Genomic DNA, 24,996 nt, shown 5'->3' with positions numbered 1-24,996 from the left:
CAAGCTATTAATAGCTTGTTTATTTATTTAGTAAGGTAGGTGTCAGTATGGCTATTAAGAAGAAAACACGTAAGAAAAAACGTAATACAAAGAAGAAGGATAATATACCTTATCGTTATTTGATCGCTCTTTTGATTATTGGACTTATCTTTGCCGCCATCTTTCAATTTGGAATCATTGGCGTAGGCATTGACAGTCTATTTACTTACTTTACAGGTAGTGCGCGGTTTTATGTCTATATCCTGATTCTTTTAATGACGATATACTATACCGTGAATCAAAAGATGATACCATTGAATCGTCGCGTCAATGGCTGGTTATTGATGCTTGTGGCTTTACCTTCATTTTTACAGGTTATAGAGCATATATTAAATGGTAAGCCCATCCTGCCGTTATTTAATTCGATTTATGAGCTTCAATCCCGTTCAGGTATTCATTTTTTCGGTGGCGGTATCATAGGTTATCTATATGATATCGTGTTTAGTACATTAATCAGTACATTCGGCTCTCTGTTATTATCGCTACTGATGATAACCATCAGTACATTGCTCATTCTTGGAAGGTCTATCCGTCTCGCTGCAGAAAGAATATTCCTTTGGATCATGAAATATCTACGTCTGTTAATAGATAAAGTTACAGACTTTGCAAAAAAGGACAGAAACACACATCATAATGAAGTCATCGATGTGTCTGACCTCCCTGTGCTTACTCAAGATGCTGAGGATATTCCGATTTATGATAGCGTACAGCAATTTGATAGCAATGAAGATCTTGGTGAAGGTGAAGCGTTTATAAGTACAAGTAAAGATGTACCGTCTAACACGGAAAACATAAATCTTGAATCAGTGGTGCATACAAGTGCAACAACAGAAGATGAGAATCCAAACTACAAGCTCCCACCGATTACGTTATTACATCCTGCTGCAGAAAAAGCAAAGAACAATATGCAGGACGTAAAAAAACGTGGACAACTATTAGAAACGACTTTAAAGAATTTTGGGGTCAATGCAAAGGTAAGTCAGATTAGGATTGGACCAGCTGTTACACAATACGAAGTACAGCCTGCTATGGGCGTTAAAGTCAGTCGCATTGTTAATCTGCACAACGATATCGCACTCGCACTTGCTGCAAAAGATATTCGTATAGAAGCGCCGATACCTGGCAAATCGGCAGTCGGTATAGAAGTCCCGAATCAGTCGGTGTCTATGGTTACTCTACGTGAAGTGTTGGAAGCATCCCCTGTAAACGATAATAAGCTGAGGGTTGTGCTTGGAAGAGATATCTCAGGAGAAGCAATCACTGCAGAACTTGATAAGATGCCGCATTTACTTGTGGCTGGTGCAACTGGAAGCGGTAAGTCTGTGTGTATTAATGGTATTATTACAAGTATACTCATGAATGCAAAGCCTCATGAAGTGAAGCTGATGATGATCGATCCGAAAATGGTTGAATTAAACGTCTATAATGGCATACCGCATCTACTGACGCCAGTTGTCACAAATCCTCAGAAAGCTGCTCAGGCACTGCAGAAAATTGTCGGTGAGATGGAACGTCGTTATGATTTATTCAGTCATACCGGTACACGAAATATAAAAGGATATAACGCATATCTCGAAAGACAGAATCATGAAATGAATGAGAAGAATGCAAAGCTTCCATATATAGTAGTCATTGTTGATGAACTAGCTGATTTGATGATGGTGGCAAGTAAAGATGTAGAAGCAGCCATTATGCGACTGGCACAGATGGCGCGTGCAGCAGGGATTCATCTGATTATTGCTACCCAGCGCCCATCTGTCGATGTAATCACTGGATTAATTAAAGCAAATATTCCTTCGCGAATTGCCTTTAGTGTAAGTAGTGCTGTAGATTCAAGGACAATTTTGGATAGTCAAGGTGCAGAGAAGCTGCTCGGTAAAGGAGATATGTTATATTTACCTTATGGACAATCTAAACCGACACGTATACAAGGGGCTTTCTTATCAGATGCTGAAGTAGAAGCTATCGTTCAGTTTGTTACAAGACAGCAGTCTGCAAATTACGTTGAAGAGATGACACCTGCAGACGTAAAAGAAAGCGAAAATGATTCAGAAGATGAACTTTATCTGGAAGTATATGCATTTGTAATCGAAAAGCAGAAAGCTTCAGCCAGTTTACTGCAGAGACAGTTTAGAATTGGATACAATAGAGCGGCTCGTTTAATTGATGAGCTGGAAGCAAATGGAGTAATTGGTCCCGCTACAGGGAGTAAACCAAGAGCAGTTTTAATAGAACAAATTGAAGAATAGGAGCGTTAACATTGTCTGTAAATCATGAAGTTGTCTATACGAAGGACTGGATTCTATCAAAGATTTATTCAGGAGATTTCAATAGTCATAAACCGTTACCCTCTCAATATGAGATTTCAAGACAGTTAAATATATCACGCGATGCTATTGAGCTCGCATTTCATGAACTTATAACTGAGCAAATTATAACTGAACACTTTCAGGAAGGTTATTTTGTTAAGGAGAGGCCCCCGTTTAACTATCCGGTTGATGAACTAAAGAGTATTACTTCTATGATTGAAGAAGCAGGTTATGTCGCGGGTACTCTCGTTATCAGTCAAGATATTGAACAACCATCGCTAGATGATAAAAGAGTGCTGCGTATAGATGATGAACGAAAAGTTACGGTTATCGAACGTATTCGCACAGCCGATGAAACCCCGGTTGTTTATTGTCTGGATAAAATTGATATGATGAATTTTGAAATGGATAGTGGAATCAATTCACGCTCATTATTTGACGCACTTATGGATGCAGGGTTAGCCATCAGCTACGCTGCGACTGAGATAGAATCGATTGGCTATGAGCCTTACATATCTAATGCGCTGGATTGTGCGCCTAAAGACAGTTTACTCCTTTTCAAACAGATTCATTATAACGATAATCACGAACCTGTACTTTATTCGATGAATTATTTTAAATCGAGTCAAGTGAAGTTTAAAGTAAGACGCACAAAGAAAGGTTAGGTGAATACATGTCACATCACATGAATTATTTAAATACTTCTCAATTTAAGACGATATCGCTCGTAATGAAATTTAAAGCACCACTTGATGAATCCACAATGACAGCAAGAAGTGTATTATCAAAGTTAATACAGAAAACTTCACAGAAGTACCCTACAGAAATAGAGATGATGAATCATCTGTCAGAGCTGTATGGGGCAAACTTATACAGCTCTGTTTTAAAACAGAACAATGCACATGTCATTACTTTAGGTATAGATATTGTTAACGATAAATACTTAACAGACACAAACTTACTTGAAGAAGCTTTTAAATTATTGCACGAAGTACTGTACTTTCCAAATGTGCAGAAACAGACCTTTAATACACGGCTTGTGAATCAAGAAAAACGCTTATTAAAGAATAAATTTTTAGCGATAAAAGAAAATGTTGGTCAATATGGATTTTATCAGTTGCTGCATACAATGTTTCCGGAGGACCCAAACCGACTACCAAGCTTTGGCGATGAACATCAGCTGGACAGTATTGATGGCAGCACTTTATATCAAGCCTTTCAGAAGATGAAACAAGAAGATGAAATTTATTTCTATGCAGTAGGTGAAATCGACTCACAAGAGATTGAGTCACTTTATGAAAAATATATACAGCTCGATTCGTCAACGGTAACTTTAAATGATAGCAGACTTGTATTTAATAAGGAGACGCATTACGTTGAGGAAACAATCGATACCACTCAAGCGCGTCTTAATATAGGTATGAAGTTTGAAGTGCATCACCCAGACAGATCGTACTTCAGCTTTATCGTATTGAATCATCTCTTTGGTGGAGATGCGTCCAGTATGCTCTTTATGAACGTTAGAGAAAAATTGAGCCTAGCTTATCAAATACATAGCCAGATCGATGCGCGTAATGGATTAATGTATGTACTTGCAGGTGTAAATCAGCAAAACAAAGCACATGCAATCGAAACGATTCAAAATCAATTTGAAATGATAAAAAGTGGTGAGATTGAAGAAAAGATGGTAGATTTGTCAAAAAGACTGATTATCAACAGCCGACTTGAGTCAATGGATCGTCCGAAAGGATTTGTAGAAACAAGTTTTTCTAATACATTTGGGTCTGAAATCTCACAGCAACAATGGATAGAAGGTATTCAAGCTGTGACAAAGGCTGACATCGTAAATTTAGCGAAGACTGGATATTTTCACACAATATATTGTCTAGCGAGTGAGGTGCAATAATGAAGAAAACATACTATCGTTCTATAGATGAATCACTTTATGAATATCAGCTTGATAATGGACTTGATTTATTTATCATCCCTAAAAAGGGATTTAAAAAGTCCTATGTTACTTTAACCGCTAAATATGGCTCTATACATAATGATTTTTATCTCGATGACCAGTTGATACATATGCCAAAAGGGATTGCACATTTTCTTGAACATAAGATGTTTGAAAAAGAAGACGGAGACATGTTCAATGAATTTTCTGAGCATGGCAGTTCTGCTAATGCATTTACATCGTATGACCGAACGAGCTATTTGTTTACGACTGTCGAAAGTCTGAAAGAAAATATCAAGCTATTAATGCATATGCTTGATACCCCATATTTTACGCCAGAAAGTGTGCACAAAGAAGTGGGTATCATTGCTGAAGAAATTAAGATGTATCAAGACCAGCCCAACTATAAGCTCTATTATCAGACTTTAAATGCGATGTATCATCAGCATCCCGTAAAATATGATATCGCAGGTACGATAGAAAGTATCTCTGAAATTACTGACACTACTTTATATCAATGCTATGAGACCTTTTATCATCCTGAGAACATGGTCATGTTTATCGTAGGAGATGTAGCGCCGGAAGAAATGTACCAATATGTTAATGGTTTAGGTATAAAAAGAGATAAATACGTTCCAGCTGAACTTATGAAGATTGATGAACCGACAGAAGTGTATGCATCGATGATCCAATCAAAGGCAAGTATACAAAAAGATAAGTTGATGCTTGGTATTAAGACGAATGTTCATCATCGACATGAATCCCATATGAAAATTGAAATGGAAATGCTTTTTGCATTAGATCTTTTATTTGGAGAGCAGACTGATTTTTATCAGACGCTATTAGATGAACACCTCATCGATGACACGTTTGGGTATAGTTTTATTATTGAACCTACGTTTTCTCATATATTAATCGCTGGTGCAAGCGATAATATTGAAGAACTGAAGAAGCGTATCTTGTTACAGCTGAATCATTTTGAAACGTTGAATGATGAAGCGTCCTTTAGACGACTGATAAAACAGACAATAGGTGAATATGTTTCCAGTATGAATAGTCCTGAATATATTGCTAATCAGTTTACACGTTATTTCTTCAATGGAGATATTCTCTTTGATTTATTACCAATACTCAATCAGCTACAACTCGAGGACTGTATATCAACGTATAAGACAGCGATAGCATCAGCCTCAATTACAGATAGTAGGATGCTACCGAATGGGTAAATATATGGTTATTGGAGCGAGCGGAGATATCGGCAGTCAGATTACACGGGATTTGCTATTGGATGGACATGAAGTCATCGCGCAGTACTTTAGTGCAGATATTAGGCGGTTAAAAGAACAGTTTAGTGGTCAGGCAATTTCTTTTTTACACCTTGACTTATCGGTTCCTCTGCAGAAGAATCCTTTTGAAACATGGATGACAGCGCATCTTGATGGTTTAATCTATGTTGCTGGTAAGTCCTATTTTTCAGAACTTCGCGATGTCACAGATGATAAAATTCATGAACAGTACGCGATTCATTTCTTTAACCTTGTGAAGTGCGTTCAATATACTTCTAATGGCTTATTACAAGGGAATAATGGTAGAATTATTGTAATTAGTTCTATATGGGGTGAAACAGGGAGCAGCATGGAAAGCATCTATAGTGGTTTCAAAGCGGCACAAATCGGCTTTATAAAGTCCATCGCTAAAGAATATGCGCAAACAAATATTACTGCAAATATTATTGCACCGGGCCTCGTTACCGGAAGAATGACGGATGCACTTGAAGATGATGTTGAAAGCATCATTGAACAGATCCCTCAAAAAAAATGTGTCCAGCCAGTAGAAATCAGCCATTTTGTACGTGCTCTGTTACACCAGTATAGCCATACCACAACAGGCACTGTAATACGTATTAATGGTGGCTGGTATATATAGGAGGAAACGAATGGAACAAACTTTAAAGAAGGAATGGTACCTCGAATATGAGATAGTGATTAATCGTGCGGGACTTCTAGGTGATGTATCAAGTCTACTAGGAGCACTTGGCATCAGTATTATTACGATTAATGGTGTTGATCAGGGAAAGCGTGGACTGCTCATTAAGACAGATGATGTTGAGAAGGTGAAACGATTTGAACATATTATCAGTCAACTTGATGATATTGAAATCGTTAAGCTGCGTAAACCGAGATTGACAGATCGTCTTGCAGTGCGTCATGGGCAGTATATACAGAAGGATACCCATGAGAAAAATACTTTTCGCTTTGTTCGTAAAGAACTGGGAATACTGGTTGATCTAATGGCAGAACTCTTTAAAGAAGATGGACATCGATTGATTGGAATTAGAGGGATGCCGCGTGTAGGGAAGACAGAATCTATTGTTGCTGCAAGTGTATGTGCACATAAGAAATGGTTATTTATTTCTTCGACAATGATTAAGCAGACAGTGCGTAATTCTTTATTTAAAGGAGAATATGATGACAGTCATATTTACATAATAGACGGTGCGCTTTCAATCCGACAAAAGCCAGAGCACCTGGATCTAATCCGTGAAGTGATGGCACTACCTGCAACGAAAGTGGTCGAACATCCTGATCTATTTGTACAAAAAACCGATTATACATTAGATGATTTTGATTATATTATTGAGGTTCGTGAAACTGAAACTCAGGAAATTACTTATGAACAATTATCTAAAAATAATTTGTTTGATAACGATGAGTTTGGATTTTTTTAATAAAGGAGCACTTTAATGAAACAAATTGGGCAAATTCTAAGATCTAAACGTGAGTCTCTTGGTATGACATTAATCGACCTTGAAAAGAAAATTAAAATCCAAAAAAAATATATTGAAATGATTGAGAAGAATAATTTTGAACACCTGCCAAATCCAGATTATACACGAGGTTTCATTGAAAAATATGCGCGTTGTGTAAATCTTAATGGGAAAGAATTGATTAAACAGCATGAATCAGAACTTCCGGTCAAAAAAATATCGGCTAAAGAAGCAATAGATGCTTTAAAGGCGACGCATACTACAGAAAATGATGATTCAACGCGTAAATTGTTTTATTTCATTATTGCGGGCTTAGGTGTTCTTTTCATCATATGGATGCTCAGTCAACTGCTCTTTACAAATAAAGATGAGATGTTTAAACCTGCTTCTCTCAATCCTTCACGTAACATCTCCGTTGAAAAGAAACAAGAACCTGTATCAAAGGTTGACAAACCAGCTATAAAAAAGCAGGTGAAACCTGAAACAAGTCTGACATATAAAAACTTTGATGGCAGTAATTTAACCTATGAAGTTAAATCACAGCAACCCCTGACCGTGAAGATTGTTTCTAAGATGCCGACATGGGTCCAGGTATTTGATGATAAGAACAAGAACTACGTATACAATGAAATTAAAGAGCAGAGTTTCAAGATTGATAAAGAGGCGAAAGAAGTAACGATTATTTCAGGTAACTCTACTTCAGTAGATATCTATATCAATAACCAGAAAGTTTCGGTTCCAAAGGAAGCGGAGAATCTTATCACACGAACTTATTTCTTCAAAGTTTCAAAAAATTAGAGTTAGGATGAATAAAATGAATATACCAAATCAAATTACAGTAGCGAGGGTACTTTTAATACCGATATTTCTAGTGTTCTTACTTTCAGATTTCAATATGGGTGATATTTCTGTGCTCGGGTCTGAAGTGATGCGCATCGAACAGTTTATTGCAGCATTAATTTTTATTTTTGCTTCGCTGACGGACTGGATAGATGGCTATTTGGCGCGCAAATGGCAGCTCGTAACGAATATGGGGAAATTTCTAGATCCATTAGCAGATAAATTACTTGTTTCAAGTGGTCTGATAGCATTAGTTGAGCTTGATGCAATATCTTCATGGGTGGCAATTGTAATTATTGCACGTGAATTTGCAGTTACAGGGCTTCGTCTTTTACAGATTGAACAAGGGTTCGTGTCTGCAGCAGGACAATTAGGAAAGATCAAAACGGCTGTAACTATGCTTGCGATGACATTACTTTTGCTTAATGAACCATTTTCAGAGTGGACAGGTCTTAACAGTGGTTATCTTCTGATGTATGTAGCAGTATTCTTCACTGTATTATCTGGAATTGAATATTTTTATCACGGACGCGATGTATTTAAAAATTCAAAGTAGCATAAAAACATTTAGTATTTTTAATATACTAAATGTTTTTTATTGCAATAATTAAATTTTAGACGTGTTATTTTTCAGTTTTCTCAAATATCACCGTAATAAAAACGCTTACACGTTCTTATTTTTTTAATCTTTACACAAAAAATACAAACAGACGTTCGCATTTCGCTTGCTATTTTTAGCATTAGTGCGTATAGTATTAAATGTAGTAAATAACAGCTAAAAATATTTTATAGTTAAATATACAATTATTAATCGATCTTCGGGAGGATATATATGAGTGAAAGACAAAAAGCATTAGACACAGTTATTAAAAATATGGAAAAATCGTTTGGTAAAGGTGCAGTAATGAAATTAGGAGATCGTACTGACCGTAACGTCTCTACAGTATCAAGCGGTTCTATTACATTAGATAGTGCACTTGGTGTTGGTGGTTATCCAAAAGGCCGTATTATAGAAATTTATGGTCCTGAAAGTTCAGGTAAGACAACGGTGGCACTACATGCCATCGCAGAGGTACAGCGTCAAGGTGGCGTTGCCGCGTTTATTGATGCTGAGCATGCGCTTGATCCGGTATATGCTAAGAATCTTGGAGTAGATATCGAAAACCTTTACTTATCTCAACCTGACCACGGTGAACAAGGACTAGAAATTGCAGAAGCATTTGTCAGAAGTGGTGCGGTAGACATTATTGTGGTCGATTCAGTTGCAGCTTTAACACCTAAAGCGGAAATTGAAGGAGAGATGGGAGACTCGCATATGGGACTTCAAGCGCGTCTTATGTCTCAAGCGTTACGTAAGTTATCTGGTTCTGTATCGAAGTCTAACACGATCGCAATATTCATCAACCAAGTACGTGAGAAGATTGGTGTAATGTTCGGTAATCCAGAAACAACGCCGGGTGGCCGTGCGCTTAAATTCTATTCTTCAGTACGTCTCGAAGTACGTCGTGCAGAACAATTGAAACAAGGGCAGGAAATTGTAGGTAATAGAACAAAGATCAAGGTCGTTAAAAACAAAGTTGCACCTCCTTTTAAAGTAGCAGAAGTTGATATTATGTACGGCAAAGGTATTTCTCGTGAAGGGGAAATCGTTGATTTAGGTGCAGAATATGAAGTGCTGCAAAAGTCAGGGGCATGGTACTCTTATGATGGAGAACGTATTGGCCAAGGGCGAGAAAATATTAAGACTTATCTGAAAGAAAACCCAGAAGTACGTGACGAAATCGATCAGAAGATTCGTAAGGCGATGGGTGTCGGTGCTTCATTAGAAGAGGCATCAGCACAGAAAGAAGAAGTGCCGGTAGAAGATAAGTTATTCGACGATGAGTTAGAATAGTTAATAACCTGAGGGCAGTGCGTAGTGCATATCCTGATTTCATAGCGGACGATGTTATTTATTTTTAGCATCGTTCGTTTTTTATAGATAAATTTTCGTCATTATGAACTTAGTTTATATGCGAGAGTGCATATCAGACTTATGTTATAGGAAATATGTAACAAATTAAAATTTCATACAACAATTTGAGTAAAATGATGTAAATTTATATATTTAATGATGATGACAGCTTGACGAGTATAACTCATAAACGTACAATTAATTTATATGGATATACTTCATATAATGTTTTATTGATATATAAAAGCAAATAAGGAGGTGTTTATGTGAGCTTAACTATCCTCTTATTCATTTTGCTTAGTATCATAATCGGTGTTGCGATCGGTTATTTTGTTGCGAAGAACGTATTAACAAATCAGCAGATTCAGGCAAGAACAACTGCGGATTTTATCGTTGCTGAGGCCAACAAAGAAGCCGAAAGTCTTAAGAAAGAGAAACTTCTTGAAGCGAAGGAAGAATACCAAAGACGTAATGACCGTCTGGAAGAAGAGTATAAGGAAAGACGTTCAGACTTAGCGAGACAAGAAGCAAGACTCCTTCAAAAAGAAGAGAACTTAGATCGTAAAAGTGACCTTTTAGATAAAAAGGATGATCTTTTAGAACAAAAAGAATCTAAAATTGAAGAAAAGCAACAGCATGTAGATGCGTTAGAGCAAAGTGTTCAAGGAATCATAGCACAGCATGAACAAGAATTAACACGCATCTCCGGACTGACACAAGAAGAAGCGAAGCAAGAAATTATTGATCAGGTTGAAGAAGAATTGACGCATGATATTGCAGTTATGGTAAAAGAGAAGGAGCAAGAAGCAAAGCAGAATGTTGATAAAAAAGCGAAAATGCTTCTAGCTACGACTGTACAGCGATTAGCTGCTGAACATACTTCTGAATCTACAGTGTCTGTAATTAACCTTCCAAATGATGAGATGAAAGGTAGAATCATTGGCCGAGAAGGTCGTAATATTCGTACGTTGGAAACGCTAACAGGTGTTGATCTTATCATCGATGACACACCAGAAGCGGTCATCTTATCCGGATTCGATCCAATTAGAAGAGAAATTGCGAAAACAGCGCTTGAGTCTTTAGTGTCTGATGGAAGAATTCATCCAGGTCGTATTGAAGAAATGGTTGAAAAGGCAAGAAAATCTGTGGATGAAATCATACGAGAAGCAGGAGAAGCTGCAACGTTTGAACTTGGTATACATAATCTGCATCCTGATATCGTGAAGATACTTGGACGAATGAAATATCGTACGAGCTACGGACAGAATGTACTGAAACATTCCGTAGAAGTTGCACACCTTTCTGGTATGTTAGCTGCAGAACTAGGACAAGACGTTGCGCTCGCTAAGCGTGCGGGACTTTTACATGATATTGGAAAAGCGATTGATCATGAAGTAGAGGGATCGCATGTTGAAATTGGGGTAGATCTTGCAAAGAAATATCGTGAACATCCAACAGTGATTAACGCCATTCATTCACATCACGGAGACGTAGAACCAGACAATATAATTTCTATTCTTGTGGCAGCAGCAGATGCATTAAGTGCAGCACGCCCAGGTGCCAGACGTGAAACACTTGAGAATTATGTACGTCGCTTAGAACGTCTGGAAGAAATTTCTGAGAGCTATGATGGTGTAGAGAAATCATTTGCGATTCAGGCAGGTAGAGAAATTAGAATCATTGTAACGCCTGAAGAAGTCGATGATCTAAAAGCACATCGTATCGCAAGAGATATTAAAAACCAGATTGAAGAAGAGCTTCAATATCCTGGACATATAAAAGTTACTGTAGTGCGAGAGATGCGTGCAGTTGAATATGCGAAATAGGTCGTGACACGAGCGGTCAGACATGAGTAGAATCAAAAAAGATGACTAGAAATGTTATATTTCTAGTCATCTTTTTTACATTGTGGACCAGTATTGCATGATAGATAATCCAATCGAGAAGATGATGCCCCCAACTAGTGCTGATCTATACTTAGGGGGCTGTTTTACTGTTCTAAAATAATTTGTTATGCGATCACATATCATATATGTAATAAAAAATACGATGAACAATGTGACTGCTGTTCCGATAAAATGCATTTTATCACCTCGTTTTTGATTGTATCAATAAAAATCATTTAATTCATTTATTATTTTCTATATAATAAAGACAAATAGAGTAGAGGTAGTGAATTATGAGAATTTTATTTATTGGTGATGTAGTAGGTGCTGTCGGTCGTAATATGTTAGGCGAGTACTTACCACAGCTTAAAAAGAAGTACGGACCGAATATTACGATAGTCAATGGTGAGAATGCTGCGCATGGACGAGGGATTACAGAAAAGATATTTAAAGAAATGATGACGCTCGGAGTCGATTGTGTCACAATGGGTAACCATACATACGGTGTGCGTGATAGCTATGAATTGCTAAATAGCCATCATAAGATTATTCGTCCAGCAAACTTTCCTGATGAAGCACCGGGTAAAGGAATGGAGATCATTAAATTTAATGATAAGAAAGTTGCTGTGATCAATCTACAAGGGCGAGCATTTATGATGCAGAGTGACTGTCCGTTTAAGACGTTCGATGCACTATATGAAATTGCTAAGCAGGAGACGGATTATATCTTTGTAGATTTTCATGCAGAAACAACAAGTGAAAAGGGGGCATTTGCATATTATGTAGATGGTCGAGCAAGTGTTGTTGTGGGGACACATACACATATTCAGACAAGTGACAACCGAATCTTATCCGGGGGTACGGCTTTTATTACAGATGTCGGTATGACAGGTTTCTATGATGGGATACTCGGTATTAATAAGGACGAGGTCATCCACCGCTTCTTAACAGGAATGCCAGTTAAACATGTTGTTCCGGATACAGGACGTGGTGTGTTAAGCGGTGTATTTGTAGAACTTAAATCCAATGGTCAAGCAAAGAAAATTGAAAGAATACTTATCAATGAGGATCAACCGCTCAGTCGATAACGTATCGGCCATTCGACTGATTTTTATATAATTTACCTATGTCTGTTATATAGACATAGGTTTTTCTGTTATATTAGAGATAGTTAATTTAGGGAGGAATTGTTTTGAAGACACAAATTTCTTGGAAAGTCGGCGGTCAGCAAGGTGAAGGAATTGAAAGTACTGGAGAGATTTTCTCAACTGCGCTGAATCGTCTGGGCTATTATTTATATGGTTATCGTCATTTCTCATCACGTATTAAAGGTGGACATACGAACAATAAGATTCGTGTATCAACAACACCTGTCTATGCTATCAGTGATGATCTGGATATACTTGTGGCATTTGATCAGGAGACGATTGATTTAAACTATCATGAACTGACAGCTGAAGGGATAATACTTGCAGACAGTAAGTTTGATCCTGTTGCACCAGAGGATTACAATGGCGCATTTATTAGTATGGGATTCACTGAAATTGCAAAAGAACTTGGTACGGCATTGATGAAGAACATGGTGGCAGTCGGTGCTACAGCTAATCTTATAGGCGCAGATCTAAAGCACTTCGAAGTTTTAGTGGATGACCTGTTCGCTAAAAAAGGTGAAAAGATCTGTACATTAAATAAAGAAGCGCTGCACAAAGGTTATGCAGAAATTGAAAGTCATTCAGAACTTACTGTGGATTATAAATTAGAACCTTCAACCGAAGAAGGACATCTATTTATGATTGGTAATGAAGCAATTTCACTTGGCGCATTAGCAGGAGGAGCACGTTTTATGGCTGCTTATCCAATTACACCAGCGAGTGAAATTATGGAATATATGATTGATAAGTTACCACGCTTTGGTGGAACTGTAATACAGACAGAAGATGAGATTGCTGCAGCAGTTATGGCAATAGGTGTAAACTATGCAGGCGTACGTGCATTTACTGCATCGAGTGGTCCAGGACTATCGTTAATGATGGAAGCGATTGGACTGAGTGGTATGACTGAACAGCCGTTAGTAATTGTAAATACGATGCGCGGCGGCCCATCTACAGGATTGCCAACGAAGCAGGAGCAGTCAGACTTAATGCAGATGATCTATGGAACGCATGGTGAGATTCCAAAGATCGTCCTTGCACCAACTACTGCTGAAGATGCCTTCTACTTAACGAACGAAGCATTTAATCTAGCGGAAGTATATCAATGTCCGGTTATTATTTTAAGTGATTTACAGCTTTCTTTAGGGAAGCAGACGGTTCCTGTACTTGATTATAATAAGATTAATATTGATCGTGGTTCTCTTGTTACTGATATTGCACCAACGGAGGATAAAGCATACTTCAAACGCTATGCGGTAACAGATAATGGCATTTCACCACGTACGATTCCTGGTGTAAAAAATGGTATCCATCATGTTACAGGTGTTGAACATAACGAAGAAGGAAAGCCGAGCGAATCTCCCGTGAACCGTGCAAAGCAGATGGAGAAACGTATGCGTAAGTTAGAACAGCTGAAGATTACTGAGCCTGTTGTATACAATGCGCATCATGAAGCTGCAGATGTGTTAGTGATTGGTTATATTTCAACGTATGGAGCGATTGATGAAGCAATCTATCGTGTAGAAGGAAAGGTAAACCATCTGCATATGAAGCAACTTCATCCATTTCCGACAGAAGAGGTTCAGCAAGCGATAGATAAAGCGAAGAAAGTGATTGTTGTTGAACATAACTTTAACGGACAACTTGGACAGATTATCAAGATGAATACGAATCATCAAGGTAAGATGATTCAGATGAGCAAGTATGATGGTACTCCATACTTACCTCACGAAATTGAAGAGAAAATCAACGCAACATTAAAGGAGTTAATATAGATGGCAACATTTAAAGATTTCAGAAATAATGTGAAACCGAACTGGTGTCCTGGCTGTGGTGACTTTTCAGTACAAGCAGCAATCCAAAAAGCATGTGCGAATATCGGCTTAGAACCAGAACAGCTCGCATTAATAACAGGTATCGGCTGTTCAGGACGTCTGTCTGGATACGTAAATTCATACGGTGTGCATTCGATTCACGGTCGAGCATTACCGATGGCACAAGGTGTGAAGATGGCTAACCAGGAGCTTACAGTAATCGCTTCAGGTGGAGATGGTGACGGATTTGCGATTGGTATGGGTCATACGATTCATGCGCTACGTAGAAATATTGATATCACGTATATCGTGATGGATAATCAGATTTATGGACTGACTAAAGGGCAGACATCACCGAGTTCAGCGCATGGATTTGTGACGAAGACAACGCCAGAAGGTTCGATTGAGAAACATGTTTCTCCGCTTGAACTTGCACTTGCAAGCGGCGCGACTTTTGTCGCACAAAGCTTCTCTAGTGATATAAAAGATTTAACATCAATTATTGAAGCGGCTGTAAACCATAAAGGATTCTCATTCGTCAATGTATTCTCTCCGTGTGTCACATACAACAAAGTAAATACGTATGACTGGTTTAAAGAAAATTTGACGAAACTTGCTGATATTGAAGGTTATGATTATACCAATAAGCAGCTTGCAATGAATACGGTCCACGAACAAGAAGGCCTTGTTACAGGTATTGTGTACCAGGATACAGAAGCACCGACATACGAATCTCAAATTGCTGGCTACAGTGAGAATCTAACAAAAGCAGATTTAAATATTAAGCAAGAGGAATTTGATGCTTTAATGGCTCAGTTCAAATAAAATGAACTAACTGTACCTTATTTTTAATAAAACTGTTATAATAAATAAGAATAAAATAATAAATTTAAACACTAGGGGAGTTACTCTGAGATTGGATTCGTCCTAAACCCTTATATACCTGATCTGGATTATACCAGCGTAGGGAAGTGCCAATTGACACAACCTGCAGTCAGGTTGTGTTTTTTTGGAGGCTAATATGAATAAAAAGTTACTGTTAAGTGCGAGTTGTGTCATTTTACTAGCAGGCTGTGGAGATCAGTCAGCCGATAAAGGTAAAGAAGATAAGAAAGAAAAAGTGACGATAATGCTGGACTGGACGCCGAATACGAATCATACAGGCCTATATGTAGCACAAGAGAAAGGTTACTTTGACAAACACGGTTTAGATGTGGAAATTAAGACACCTGGTGAAGTAAACGCGGATCAGCTCATTGCTGCAAATAAAAAAGATGTTCAGTTCGGAATTAGTGCTCAGGAAACAGTGACCCAGTCTCGTTCAGAAGATATTCCGGTTAAATCTATAGGAGCGATTATCCAGCATAATACGAGTGGATTTATGAGCTTGAAAGATAAGGCTATTAAATCACCGAAAGATTATGTAGGGAGAACATACGGTGGATGGGGTGCACCGATTGAACAGCCAATGATTGATGCAGTTATGAAAAAAGACGGAGCATCAGTGAAAGACACTAAAATTATCAATATGGGAAATACTGATTTCTTTACTGCATCTAAGAAGAACATCGATTTCGCATGGGTTTATTACGGATGGACTGGAATCGAAGCAGAAACACGTAATATCGATGTTAATATGCAGTATTTAATTGATTATGATAAGAATCTAGATTATTACACACCTGTCGTTATCGCGAATGAAAAGTATTTAAAATCTAATGGTGAGACAGCTAAGAAATTTATGACCGCACTTAAAGAAGGTTATGAATATTCAATTAAACATGACAAGGAGAGTGCAGATATTTTGATGAAGTCTGTTCCGGAACTTAAAAAACAAGAAAAGCTCGTCTATGCATCACAAAAATATCTGTCACCTAAATATCAGGATGATGCGAAATACTGGGGTTATCAGGAAGAGCGCATCTGGAAGAATTTTGGGCAGTTTATGAAAGATAACAAAGTGATTACTAAAGACTTCGTTGCTAGAGATGCATTTACAAATGAATATGTGGAGGGTAAATAATGGCAGATACAATAATGAGCATACAAATTATTCCGAAGACGCCAAATGGTGAAGATGTAATTCCGTATGTTGATCGTGCAATTGAAGTGATTGAAGCATCAAACTTAAAGTACATCGTGAATCCACTTGAAACATCAATTGAGGGAAACATGAATGAGTTGCTTAAGCTAATCGAATTAATGAATAAGGAGATGCGTGAAATGGGCTGTCCTTCTATTATTTCACAAGTAAAGTTTTATCATGCTGAAGAAGTATCGATGGATATGCTTGTACATAAGTACAGATGATGAAATATGTTAAGTTTTTTCTATTTTTCATAATACTACTGTGTATTTGGGAAGTGCTCGTTCGTTTATTACATGTCGATGCATATACATTACCTGCACCAAGCGCGATATTTAAGAGCTTCTTTAATGATTTTAGCACATATCATGTGCATTTATATCCAACGCTATTACTTGTTGTACTAGGCATTATTTGCTCGATACTATGCGGTATTTGTGTGGCGATAATATTACGTTTAATCCCTGGGCTGCATGAGTATGTCTATCCATTGCTCATAATGAGTCAGAATGTACCTGTTATCGTCATTGCACCACTACTAGTCATTTGGTTCGGATTTGGAATATTGCCGAAACTTATCGTGATAACACTTGTGTGTTTCTTTCCGATAACCGTGAGCTTACTTGAGGGATTTAATGAGACAGATAAAGAATTAGAGAAATATATGAAGATGATGGGGGCAACGCGTCTTGAACGTTTCAAAAAGCTTGAATGGCCAAATAGTATGCCTTATTTCTTTAATGGATTAAAGATTGCTGGCACATACTCAGTAATGGGTGCAATCATTTCTGAATGGCTTGGCAGTGATAAAGGTTTAGGTAAATTTATGCTTATAGCTCAGCGTGCATTTCAAGTAGATCAGGTGTTTGTAGCAATTGTCTGGATCATTATCTTTGCTATGGTCATTTATCTTGTTATATATATTATTCAGCGTATTGTATTGAGGTGGCAACGATGATTCCTATTATTCAACTTAACGAAATTATGCATCGTTACGATAAAGATATTGTAATTAATAATATTAACTTAGAACTGAATAAAGGTGAGATTGTTGCATTGATCGGCCCGAGTGGCAGCGGTAAGAGTACGATATTAAATATTATCGGCGGATTACTCATCCCTTCAAGTGGCGAGTGCTTATTGCAAGGGGAACGTATCAATGGGAAAACAGGACATGTGTCCTTTATGCCTCAGACACACTCACTGATGCCATGGCGTACAGTGATACAAAACATTAACCTCGCAACAGAAATAAAGGCAAATGATAGTGAGAATAAATCAGAACATCTATTAGCAAGAGCTGGCTTCACTTCCATTAAAGATAGATACCCCAATGAGCTTTCTGGGGGAATGAAGCAGCGTGTTTCATTTCTACGTGCATTAAATACAGAACATCAATTACTGTTACTGGATGAACCGTTTTCAGCATTGGATGAAATAACTCGTAATGATATGCAGATCTGGTTGAAGTCTTTATTATTGGAGAGTGATAAAACGGTGCTGATGATCACACATAGTATTGATGAAGCGATCAAGATGAGTAACCGTATACTCGTTTTAAATCAGAAACCTGCTACGATAGTCAGATCGATAGATGTGAACCAGGATTTATCTTTTTCGCAAATTGCAGAATTAAAAGCACAAATTATTCAATTATTAAAATAACCGAATGTGAGTTATCTCACATTCGGTTATTAATATTGATGGTGATGCATTAATTCTTATTTCTGCTATCATTTCTTTTTATCTTTCTTCTGACGAAATAGGATTGTAAGAAGCTAAAGACGGCAGGAAGCACCGATACTAATATAATTAATATTAATACGATTTCAAAGTTGTCTTTAACGATCTTTATATTTCCGAAGAAGTAACCAGCAAATAGACAAATACCAACCCACAAAATTGCACCGACAATATTATACGTAATAAAATAACCATACTTCATCTTGCTGGCACCTGCTACAAACGGTATAAAAGTTCTGATAAAGGGCATGAAGCGGGCAATCCCAATTGTTTTACCGCCGTGTGTATTAAAGAAATCCTCTGCTTTATCAAGGTGTTCCTTCTTAATGAATTTGCCGAGTTTAGGGTGATTATAGACACCAAGTCCAAGAAACTTACCGATATGATAGTTAACAGTATCACCGATTACAGCTGCAGCAAACAACACGATAAATAATATCCAGATATTTAGTGCACCCTGTGGCGCAAGTGCACCAGCTGCAAAAAGCATTGAGTCTCCAGGTAAGAATGGCATGATCACAAGTCCTGTTTCTACGAAGACGATTGAAAATAATATTGCATAAGTCAATGTGCCATATTCTTTAACGATATTCACTAGATGTTCGTCAATATGTAAAATAAAATCCATAAGGTGACTGATAAATGACATGGTTAAACCTCGTTTCTACAAATAATTATTAATTATACTTTATTTTTAAAAAAGTTGCGATGGATAGAGCATAAATCATACATTTCGGAAACCGATATGGCACAATAGTATAAAATAAACAAAATGGGAGGGGTTCTATTGAAGGAGATATTAAAGTTTACAATACCATATCGCTTATGGATTGTTATAGCGCTCATACTAATGCTATTAGAACTGGCGGTTGAACTCAGTTTACCGATTATATTATCGCTCATTATTAATGAGGGATTAATCAAGCAGAATATGGATATTACGCTTCAATATTTAATCATACTGCTTATCATAAGTGCTGCCGCATTTATCTGTGGTGTGATCAATTCATTTATTTCAAGTCATGTCTGTCATAGTTTCTCCTTTGACTTGAGAAATGCCTTATTCAAGAAGGTGCAGCAGTTTTCACTTAAACACATAGAAACTTTTAAGACATCTAGTATCATTACAAGACTGACAAATGATGTGATTGCATGTGAAATGGTACTTTTTATGAGTTTACGTATTATGTTACGTGCACCACTTCTAGTGTTAGGTAGTATCATCATGAGCTTTATTGTTGCACCGCACTTAGCACTCTATCTTTTAATTGGTGCGCCGATAATATTTGTATTTCTGTATTATACGTCTAAGGCAGGTATGAACATGTTTACACGTGTTCAGAAAAAACTTGATGGACTCAATCGTAATATTCAGCAGAACTTATCTTCTGTGCGTATGATACGTGCGAATATGAGTGCAGACTATGAATCTGAAAAGTTCGAACATACTGCTTTAGATCTCAAAGAAGATACAACACGTGCACTAAAGTTGATGGAACGTATACTTCCATTTCTTTTGATTGTAATGAATATCGCATTATTATTTGTAATATATATTGGAGCGATAGATGTCACTAATAATGCCTTGAATGTCGGTGCACTCGTAGCAGTCATTAACTACGCGCTCAGAATGCAAGGTGGTTTTTCAATGTTTGCATTTATTATCATTGCCTATTCAAGAGCAAAGGCAAGTGCGGAACGTATGTCTGAAATATTGACAACTGATGTAAATACATATCATGGAAGTACGGATGTTGAAGTGAGTGGTGGTGCTTCAATTGAATTTAAAAATGTATCTTTCAAATATCCGTTAAGCCATCAAATGGTGCTTAAAGATATTTCTTTTCATATTGAAGCTGGTGAGAAATTTGTCATTATGGGGGCAACAGGATCTGGTAAAAGTGCTTTACTAAGCCTGCTCCCTAGAATGTATGAAGTGACACAAGGTAAGATTATGATCAATGGTATTGATATTAAAGAAATGGAGATTACAGATCTTAGGGATATGATTGGATATGTACCCCAGAGAAACATACTGTTTACGGGTAGCGTATTTGATAATATCATATTTGGAAATGCACATGCTGAATCTGAAGATGTAACAGAAGCAACGAAGATCGCACAAGTCCATACGAATATTCTGGATTTCGATGCACAGTACAATACTAAAGTCGGACAGGAAGGTGTGAATTTATCGGGTGGGCAGAAACAACGACTCGCAATCGCCAGGGCAGTCATAAAGTCGCCGAACATCCTGATTTTAGATGACAGTACGTCTGCCCTTGACATACATACAGAGAATAATTTATTTAAAGAATTATCTAAGCTCAGCATGACGCGTATTATCGTAACACAGAAAATCCAGACAGCAATGACAGCTGACCATATCCTGTTATTAGATAAAGGAGAAATCGTTGGTTTTGGGAATCATCAGTCATTGCTGGAAACATCAGAACTGTATCAGGCAATCTATCACTCGCAGGAAAGAGGTGATCTCCATGGTTAAATCGATATTGGGTCATCCAGTAATTTTAACGCGTAAAGATATAAAAGAGAGTAAAAGTATTAATACAGATCAAAGAGGGAATCCAATACCGAAATCAAGCAATTGGAAATACGCTATCGATCGCATCTGGTCCTTGATGGAAGGCGATAGGCTAAAGCTTACAGTTGTTATAGTGTCGGTGATTATATCGTCGCTATTAGGACTCGTAGGACCATATATGATTGGACAGATGATTGATAATAAAATACTGAAGAAAAATTTTGAGGGCATTGAAAATGATCTTCTGATTCTGCTCTTTATATTTATAGGCTTATCATTATTTTCATATGTTGCTGCAATAATTATGGTAACGATCGCTCAGGAAACGGTGTATAAATTACGAATGCTGCTATTCAGTCGACTTCAGAAGCTGCCAATACCATTTTTCGATAAACGCCAGCATGGCGAACTGATGAGCCGTATGACAAATGATATCGATACAATATCTCAAGTACTGAATTCGTCATTTATACAGTTTACCTCAAGTGTTATAACGATTATCGGTACAATTATTGTGATGTTGCTGCTCAGCCCGCTGTTAACATTATTAACGATGATGATCATCCCTTTAATGTTAATTGCGATGCGCTGGATAACAAATCGTACGAGTATTCTATATAAAAGAAGACAAAGAGCTGTCGGTGAAATGAATGGTTATATTGAAGAGATTATTTCAGGTCAGGAAGTTGTAAAGTTATTTACAAGAGAAGCTCGTGTGACCGAAGGATTTACTGAGAAGAACGCAAAAGTCAGAGATATCAGCTACTGGTCGGTATCTTATTCTGGTCTTATTCCGAAAGTGATGAACTTCTTTAACAATTTATCATTTGCTATCGTAGCAGGTATTGGAGGAGTATTAGCACTAAACGGAAATGGTATTACTGTCGGAACCATTGTTATATTTGCAGAATACGCAAGACAATTTACACGTCCTTTAAATGATCTGGCCAATCAGTTCAACACTGTATTATCTGCATTAAGTGGTGCAGAGCGTGTCTTTGAGATCATCGATACTGAACCTGAAGTAGACATCGATAACAGTAATAGAAATTTAACGATTCAGGGAGAGATTTCTTTTGAACATGTTATCTTCAAATATAATGAAGAACAATTAAAACCAACCATTAATGATGTGACGATACATTTAAATCAAGGGGAATCTCTGGCATTAGTAGGAGCTACAGGAGCTGGAAAAACAACACTCATGCAGCTATTAGCAAGGTTTTATGAAATAAATTCCGGGAAAATAACGATTGATGGTATTGATATAAAAGATATCCCAAAACAAACATTGCGTAACCAGATGGCTTATGTGCTGCAGGATCCATTTATCTTCGATGGAACGATTCGAGAGAATATCAAGTATAAAAATCAGCACATCTCTGACGAAGTTATGATACAGGCAGCAAAAGATGCAAATGCTTATGATTTTATTATGAGGTTAGAACATGGTTTTGACACAAAGATTAGTTTTGAATCCACTCATCTTTCCCAAGGTGAAAAACAGTTAATTAATATCGCGCGTGCATTGATATCAGATCCAAAGATTCTATTGCTGGATGAAGCGACGAGTAACATCGATACTGTTACAGAGATGAAGCTTCAGCAGGCGATTGAACGCCTAATGAAAAATAGAACAAGTATCATCATTGCGCACCGCTTAAATACGGTAAAGATAGCTGATAAAATAGTGGTCCTTGAAAAAGGAAAAATAATAGAACAAGGCTATCAAAAAGATTTAGTTATGCAAGATGGTATGTATGCAAGAATGTTAAAAAGCGGAGATGAAGCATTACTAGAATAAATTTAATCAGTCATTTATATTTAAATGACTGATTAAATTTAAATTTTTAACAGGTATATCTGTACAATAAAAATACTTTGAAAATATTTGATATAAAAGCTATACTATAGTAAAGATATTATGAATAAAATGGGGTTATTTAAATGAACGAAGAAGGTAGATTACAATCTTCAGGTGCAAAAGGTAACGCAGTACCGGAGAAAGATTATAGTAAATATTTTGAACATGTTTACCAGGGACCAAATTTAAAAGAGGCGAAGCGTCGTGGTAAAGAAGATGTGAAATATCATAATGATTTCAAGATTGATGAGCAGTATCGCGGATTAGGTCGCGGTCGTAAATTTTATATCAGAACGTATGGTTGCCAGATGAATGAACATGATACAGAAGTAATGGCAGGCATCTTTGAAGCTCTAGAATATGAAGCGACAAGTGATGTCAATGATGCAGATGTTATTTTACTCAATACGTGTGCTATTCGTGAAAATGCAGAGAATAAAGTTTTCGGTGAGATTGGGAATCTTAAACATATTAAACAGGCGAAACCAGATGTACTTATCGGTGTATGTGGATGTATGTCACAAGAAGAGTCCGTAGTGAATAAGATATTAAAATCATATCAAAATGTAGACATGATCTTTGGGACACATAATATACATCGTCTGCCTGCCATACTGGATGAAGCCTATATGTCTAAAGCGATGGTTGTAGAAGTGTGGTCTAAAGAGGGCGATGTTATTGAAAACCTACCTAAGTCACGCCTCGGAGATACGAAAGCATGGGTCAACATTATGTACGGCTGTGATAAATTCTGTACATATTGTATTGTGCCGTTCACGCGCGGTAAAGAACGTAGTCGTATGCCAGAAGAGATCATTGCAGAAGTGCGTGATCTTGCGCGACGTGGGTACAAGGAAATTTGTTTACTTGGACAAAACGTAAATGCTTATGGTAAAGATATCGATGGATTGAACTATGGATTGGGTGATCTACTTGCGGATATTCAGAAGATTGATATTCCACGTGTACGTTTCACTACAAGTCATCCATGGGACTTTGATGATCGACTTATTGAAGTGATCGCTGCAGGAGGAAATATTGTACCGCATATCCACCTTCCTGTTCAAAGTGGTAACAATGAAGTATTGAAAATCATGGGACGTAAGTATTCGCGTGAAAGCTATTTGGAGCTGGTTGGTAAAATCAAAGCAGCGATGCCAGAAGTCGCACTGACGACAGATATTATCGTAGGTTATCCGAATGAAACGGAAGAACAGTTCCAGGAAACGTTATCTCTCTATGAGGAAGTTGCTTTTGACCATGCTTATACTTACTTGTATTCTCCACGTGAAGGTACACCAGCTGCAAAGATGGAAGATAATGTACCGATGCGTGAGAAAAAGGATCGTCTGCAACGATTAAATAAACTTGTTGGTGACTATACTGAACGTGCTTTATCCCATTATCTTGATCAGGAAGTAATCGTACTATGTGAAGGACCTTCTAAGAAAAATGATGAAATTCTCGCAGGGTATACTGAAAAGAATAAATTAGTGAACTTTAATGGACCGAAAGAAGCAATTGGACAGCTTGTTAAAGTAAGAATCACAGAAACAAAACAATATTCAATGAACGGCGAATTAATAGAAATTATTAAACCAGTTGAGGTGTAGAGATGTATACAAACGATGAAATTTTGGCAAAAGCAAAAGAATTAGGTAAGATGATGGCAGAAACAGAAGCAGTTGAGTTCTTTAAACGTGCAGAGGCTCAGATTCATGAAACACAAGTTGTCAGAGAGAAAATGGCGTCTTTGAAATCATTACAAAAACAAGCCGTCAACTTTGAACAATATGGCAAAGAAAAAGCACTACAGATGGTCGAAGAAAAAATTGCAAAGGTTGAAGCTGAACTGGATGAAATGCCAATTGTAGATCAGTTCAAAGAAGCGCAATTTGAAGTGAATAGCATATTACAGATGGTTTCTCATGCAATCAGCCAGACCGTGACGGATGAGATTATCGTTTCAACTGGGGGCGACCTATTAACGGGTGAAACGGGTGCAGAAAAGAAGAATGCAGCACCAGGATGTGGAAATTAATAACAATTA

General features: G+C 37.3%; 23 protein-coding genes and 1 riboswitch. Of the genes, 21 read left to right on the top strand and 2 right to left on the bottom strand.

Annotated features, from left to right (window positions below):
- The first annotated feature begins 47 nt into the window (after positions 1-47).
- The 10 genes from CD152_RS01770 (at position 48) to rny (ending at position 11,683) form a co-directional block, all read left to right on the top strand.
- A complete protein-coding gene (locus CD152_RS01770; protein ID WP_101140649.1) occupies positions 48-2,288 on the top strand; it encodes an FtsK/SpoIIIE family DNA translocase in 2,241 nt (746 codons plus the stop codon).
- 11 nt (positions 2,289-2,299) lie between these two features.
- On the top strand, positions 2,300-3,013 hold the full coding sequence (locus tag CD152_RS01765; protein ID WP_103214289.1) for a GntR family transcriptional regulator: 714 nt from the start codon (positions 2,300-2,302) through the stop codon (positions 3,011-3,013).
- 8 nt (positions 3,014-3,021) lie between these two features.
- Positions 3,022-4,254 carry an EF-P 5-aminopentanol modification-associated protein YfmF gene (gene yfmF, locus CD152_RS01760; protein WP_101140647.1) on the top strand — a complete coding sequence of 411 codons (1,233 nt, stop codon included), beginning with the start codon at positions 3,022-3,024 and terminating at the stop codon, positions 4,252-4,254.
- Positions 4,254-5,522 carry an EF-P 5-aminopentanol modification-associated protein YfmH gene (gene yfmH, locus CD152_RS01755; RefSeq protein WP_101140646.1) on the top strand — a complete coding sequence of 423 codons (1,269 nt, stop codon included), beginning with the start codon at positions 4,254-4,256 and terminating at the stop codon, positions 5,520-5,522. The genes yfmF and yfmH overlap by 1 nt, the downstream gene beginning before the upstream one ends.
- Entirely contained in the window at positions 5,515-6,222 is a 708-nt protein-coding gene (locus tag CD152_RS01750) for an SDR family NAD(P)-dependent oxidoreductase (RefSeq protein ID WP_101140645.1), read from the top strand. The genes yfmH and CD152_RS01750 overlap by 8 nt, the downstream gene beginning before the upstream one ends.
- A 10-nt stretch (positions 6,223-6,232) precedes the next feature.
- On the top strand, positions 6,233-7,024 hold the full coding sequence (locus CD152_RS01745) for a YmfK family protein (RefSeq protein WP_103214288.1): 792 nt from the start codon (positions 6,233-6,235) through the stop codon (positions 7,022-7,024).
- Positions 7,025-7,039: 15 nt separating this feature from the next.
- On the top strand, positions 7,040-7,861 hold the full coding sequence (locus tag CD152_RS01740) for a helix-turn-helix domain-containing protein (protein WP_103214287.1): 822 nt from the start codon (positions 7,040-7,042) through the stop codon (positions 7,859-7,861).
- A 16-nt stretch (positions 7,862-7,877) separates the two neighbouring features.
- Positions 7,878-8,459 carry a CDP-diacylglycerol--glycerol-3-phosphate 3-phosphatidyltransferase gene (gene pgsA / locus CD152_RS01735; protein WP_012656781.1) on the top strand — a complete coding sequence of 194 codons (582 nt, stop codon included), beginning with the start codon at positions 7,878-7,880 and terminating at the stop codon, positions 8,457-8,459.
- Between the two features lie 276 nt (positions 8,460-8,735).
- Positions 8,736-9,797, top strand: coding sequence for a recombinase RecA (recA, locus tag CD152_RS01730; RefSeq protein WP_012656782.1), 1,062 nt, complete (start codon positions 8,736-8,738; stop codon positions 9,795-9,797).
- 326 nt (positions 9,798-10,123) lie between these two features.
- Positions 10,124-11,683, top strand: coding sequence for a ribonuclease Y (gene rny, locus CD152_RS01725; protein ID WP_101140643.1), 1,560 nt, complete (start codon positions 10,124-10,126; stop codon positions 11,681-11,683).
- A gap of 75 nt (positions 11,684-11,758) precedes the next feature.
- Here rny and CD152_RS11715 read toward each other — a convergent pair whose 3' ends face one another.
- Positions 11,759-11,941 (bottom strand): hypothetical protein, encoded by a 183-nt coding sequence (locus CD152_RS11715; RefSeq protein WP_133422288.1) that lies wholly within the window; start codon positions 11,939-11,941, stop codon positions 11,759-11,761.
- A gap of 95 nt (positions 11,942-12,036) precedes the next feature.
- Between CD152_RS11715 and CD152_RS01720 the strand changes: the two genes are divergently transcribed.
- From CD152_RS01720 to CD152_RS01690, 7 genes are all read left to right on the top strand, one after another.
- Positions 12,037-12,831, top strand: coding sequence for a TIGR00282 family metallophosphoesterase (locus CD152_RS01720; RefSeq protein ID WP_101140642.1), 795 nt, complete (start codon positions 12,037-12,039; stop codon positions 12,829-12,831).
- A 104-nt stretch (positions 12,832-12,935) separates the two neighbouring features.
- Entirely contained in the window at positions 12,936-14,669 is a 1,734-nt protein-coding gene (locus CD152_RS01715; RefSeq protein WP_101140641.1) for a 2-oxoacid:acceptor oxidoreductase subunit alpha, read from the top strand.
- Positions 14,670-15,533 (top strand): 2-oxoacid:ferredoxin oxidoreductase subunit beta, encoded by an 864-nt coding sequence (locus tag CD152_RS01710; protein WP_012656786.1) that lies wholly within the window; start codon positions 14,670-14,672, stop codon positions 15,531-15,533.
- A gap of 63 nt (positions 15,534-15,596) precedes the next feature.
- Positions 15,597-15,695, top strand: a riboswitch (TPP riboswitch).
- A gap of 34 nt (positions 15,696-15,729) precedes the next feature.
- Entirely contained in the window at positions 15,730-16,731 is a 1,002-nt protein-coding gene (locus CD152_RS01705; protein WP_103214286.1) for an ABC transporter substrate-binding protein, read from the top strand.
- A complete protein-coding gene (locus CD152_RS01700; protein WP_041635908.1) occupies positions 16,731-17,018 on the top strand; it encodes a thiamine-binding protein in 288 nt (95 codons plus the stop codon). The genes CD152_RS01705 and CD152_RS01700 overlap by 1 nt, the downstream gene beginning before the upstream one ends.
- A gap of 53 nt (positions 17,019-17,071) precedes the next feature.
- Entirely contained in the window at positions 17,072-17,752 is a 681-nt protein-coding gene (locus tag CD152_RS01695; RefSeq protein WP_232237474.1) for an ABC transporter permease, read from the top strand.
- Positions 17,749-18,459: an ABC transporter ATP-binding protein gene (locus tag CD152_RS01690; protein ID WP_232237473.1), complete on the top strand. Its 711-nt coding sequence runs from the start codon at positions 17,749-17,751 to the stop codon at positions 18,457-18,459. The genes CD152_RS01695 and CD152_RS01690 overlap by 4 nt, the downstream gene beginning before the upstream one ends.
- A gap of 49 nt (positions 18,460-18,508) precedes the next feature.
- On the opposite strand, the gene CD152_RS01685 is transcribed toward CD152_RS01690, so the two are convergent.
- Positions 18,509-19,186: a DedA family protein gene (locus tag CD152_RS01685; protein ID WP_103214285.1), complete on the bottom strand. Its 678-nt coding sequence runs from the start codon at positions 19,184-19,186 to the stop codon at positions 18,509-18,511.
- Between the two features lie 138 nt (positions 19,187-19,324).
- Between CD152_RS01685 and CD152_RS01680 the strand changes: the two genes are divergently transcribed.
- The 4 genes from CD152_RS01680 (at position 19,325) to CD152_RS01665 (ending at position 24,987) form a co-directional block, all read left to right on the top strand.
- Positions 19,325-21,043: an ABC transporter ATP-binding protein gene (locus CD152_RS01680; protein WP_197932709.1), complete on the top strand. Its 1,719-nt coding sequence runs from the start codon at positions 19,325-19,327 to the stop codon at positions 21,041-21,043.
- Positions 21,036-22,886, top strand: a complete 1,851-nt coding sequence (locus CD152_RS01675; RefSeq protein WP_232237471.1) for an ABC transporter ATP-binding protein — start codon at positions 21,036-21,038, stop codon at positions 22,884-22,886. The genes CD152_RS01680 and CD152_RS01675 overlap by 8 nt, the downstream gene beginning before the upstream one ends.
- 143 nt (positions 22,887-23,029) lie before the next feature.
- Positions 23,030-24,559, top strand: a complete 1,530-nt coding sequence (gene miaB, locus CD152_RS01670; RefSeq protein ID WP_101140635.1) for a tRNA (N6-isopentenyl adenosine(37)-C2)-methylthiotransferase MiaB — start codon at positions 23,030-23,032, stop codon at positions 24,557-24,559.
- 2 nt (positions 24,560-24,561) lie between these two features.
- Positions 24,562-24,987, top strand: coding sequence for a YlbF/YmcA family competence regulator (locus CD152_RS01665; protein WP_012656794.1), 426 nt, complete (start codon positions 24,562-24,564; stop codon positions 24,985-24,987).
- The last annotated feature ends 9 nt before the right edge of the window (positions 24,988-24,996 follow it).

The organism is Macrococcoides caseolyticum, assembly GCF_002902665.1.
In the GTDB taxonomy this organism is placed as follows: Bacteria; Bacillota; Bacilli; order Staphylococcales; family Staphylococcaceae; genus Macrococcoides; species Macrococcoides caseolyticum.
Note: the sequence above shows the minus strand (reverse complement) of the source record. Positions and strands in the feature narration are given on the sequence as shown.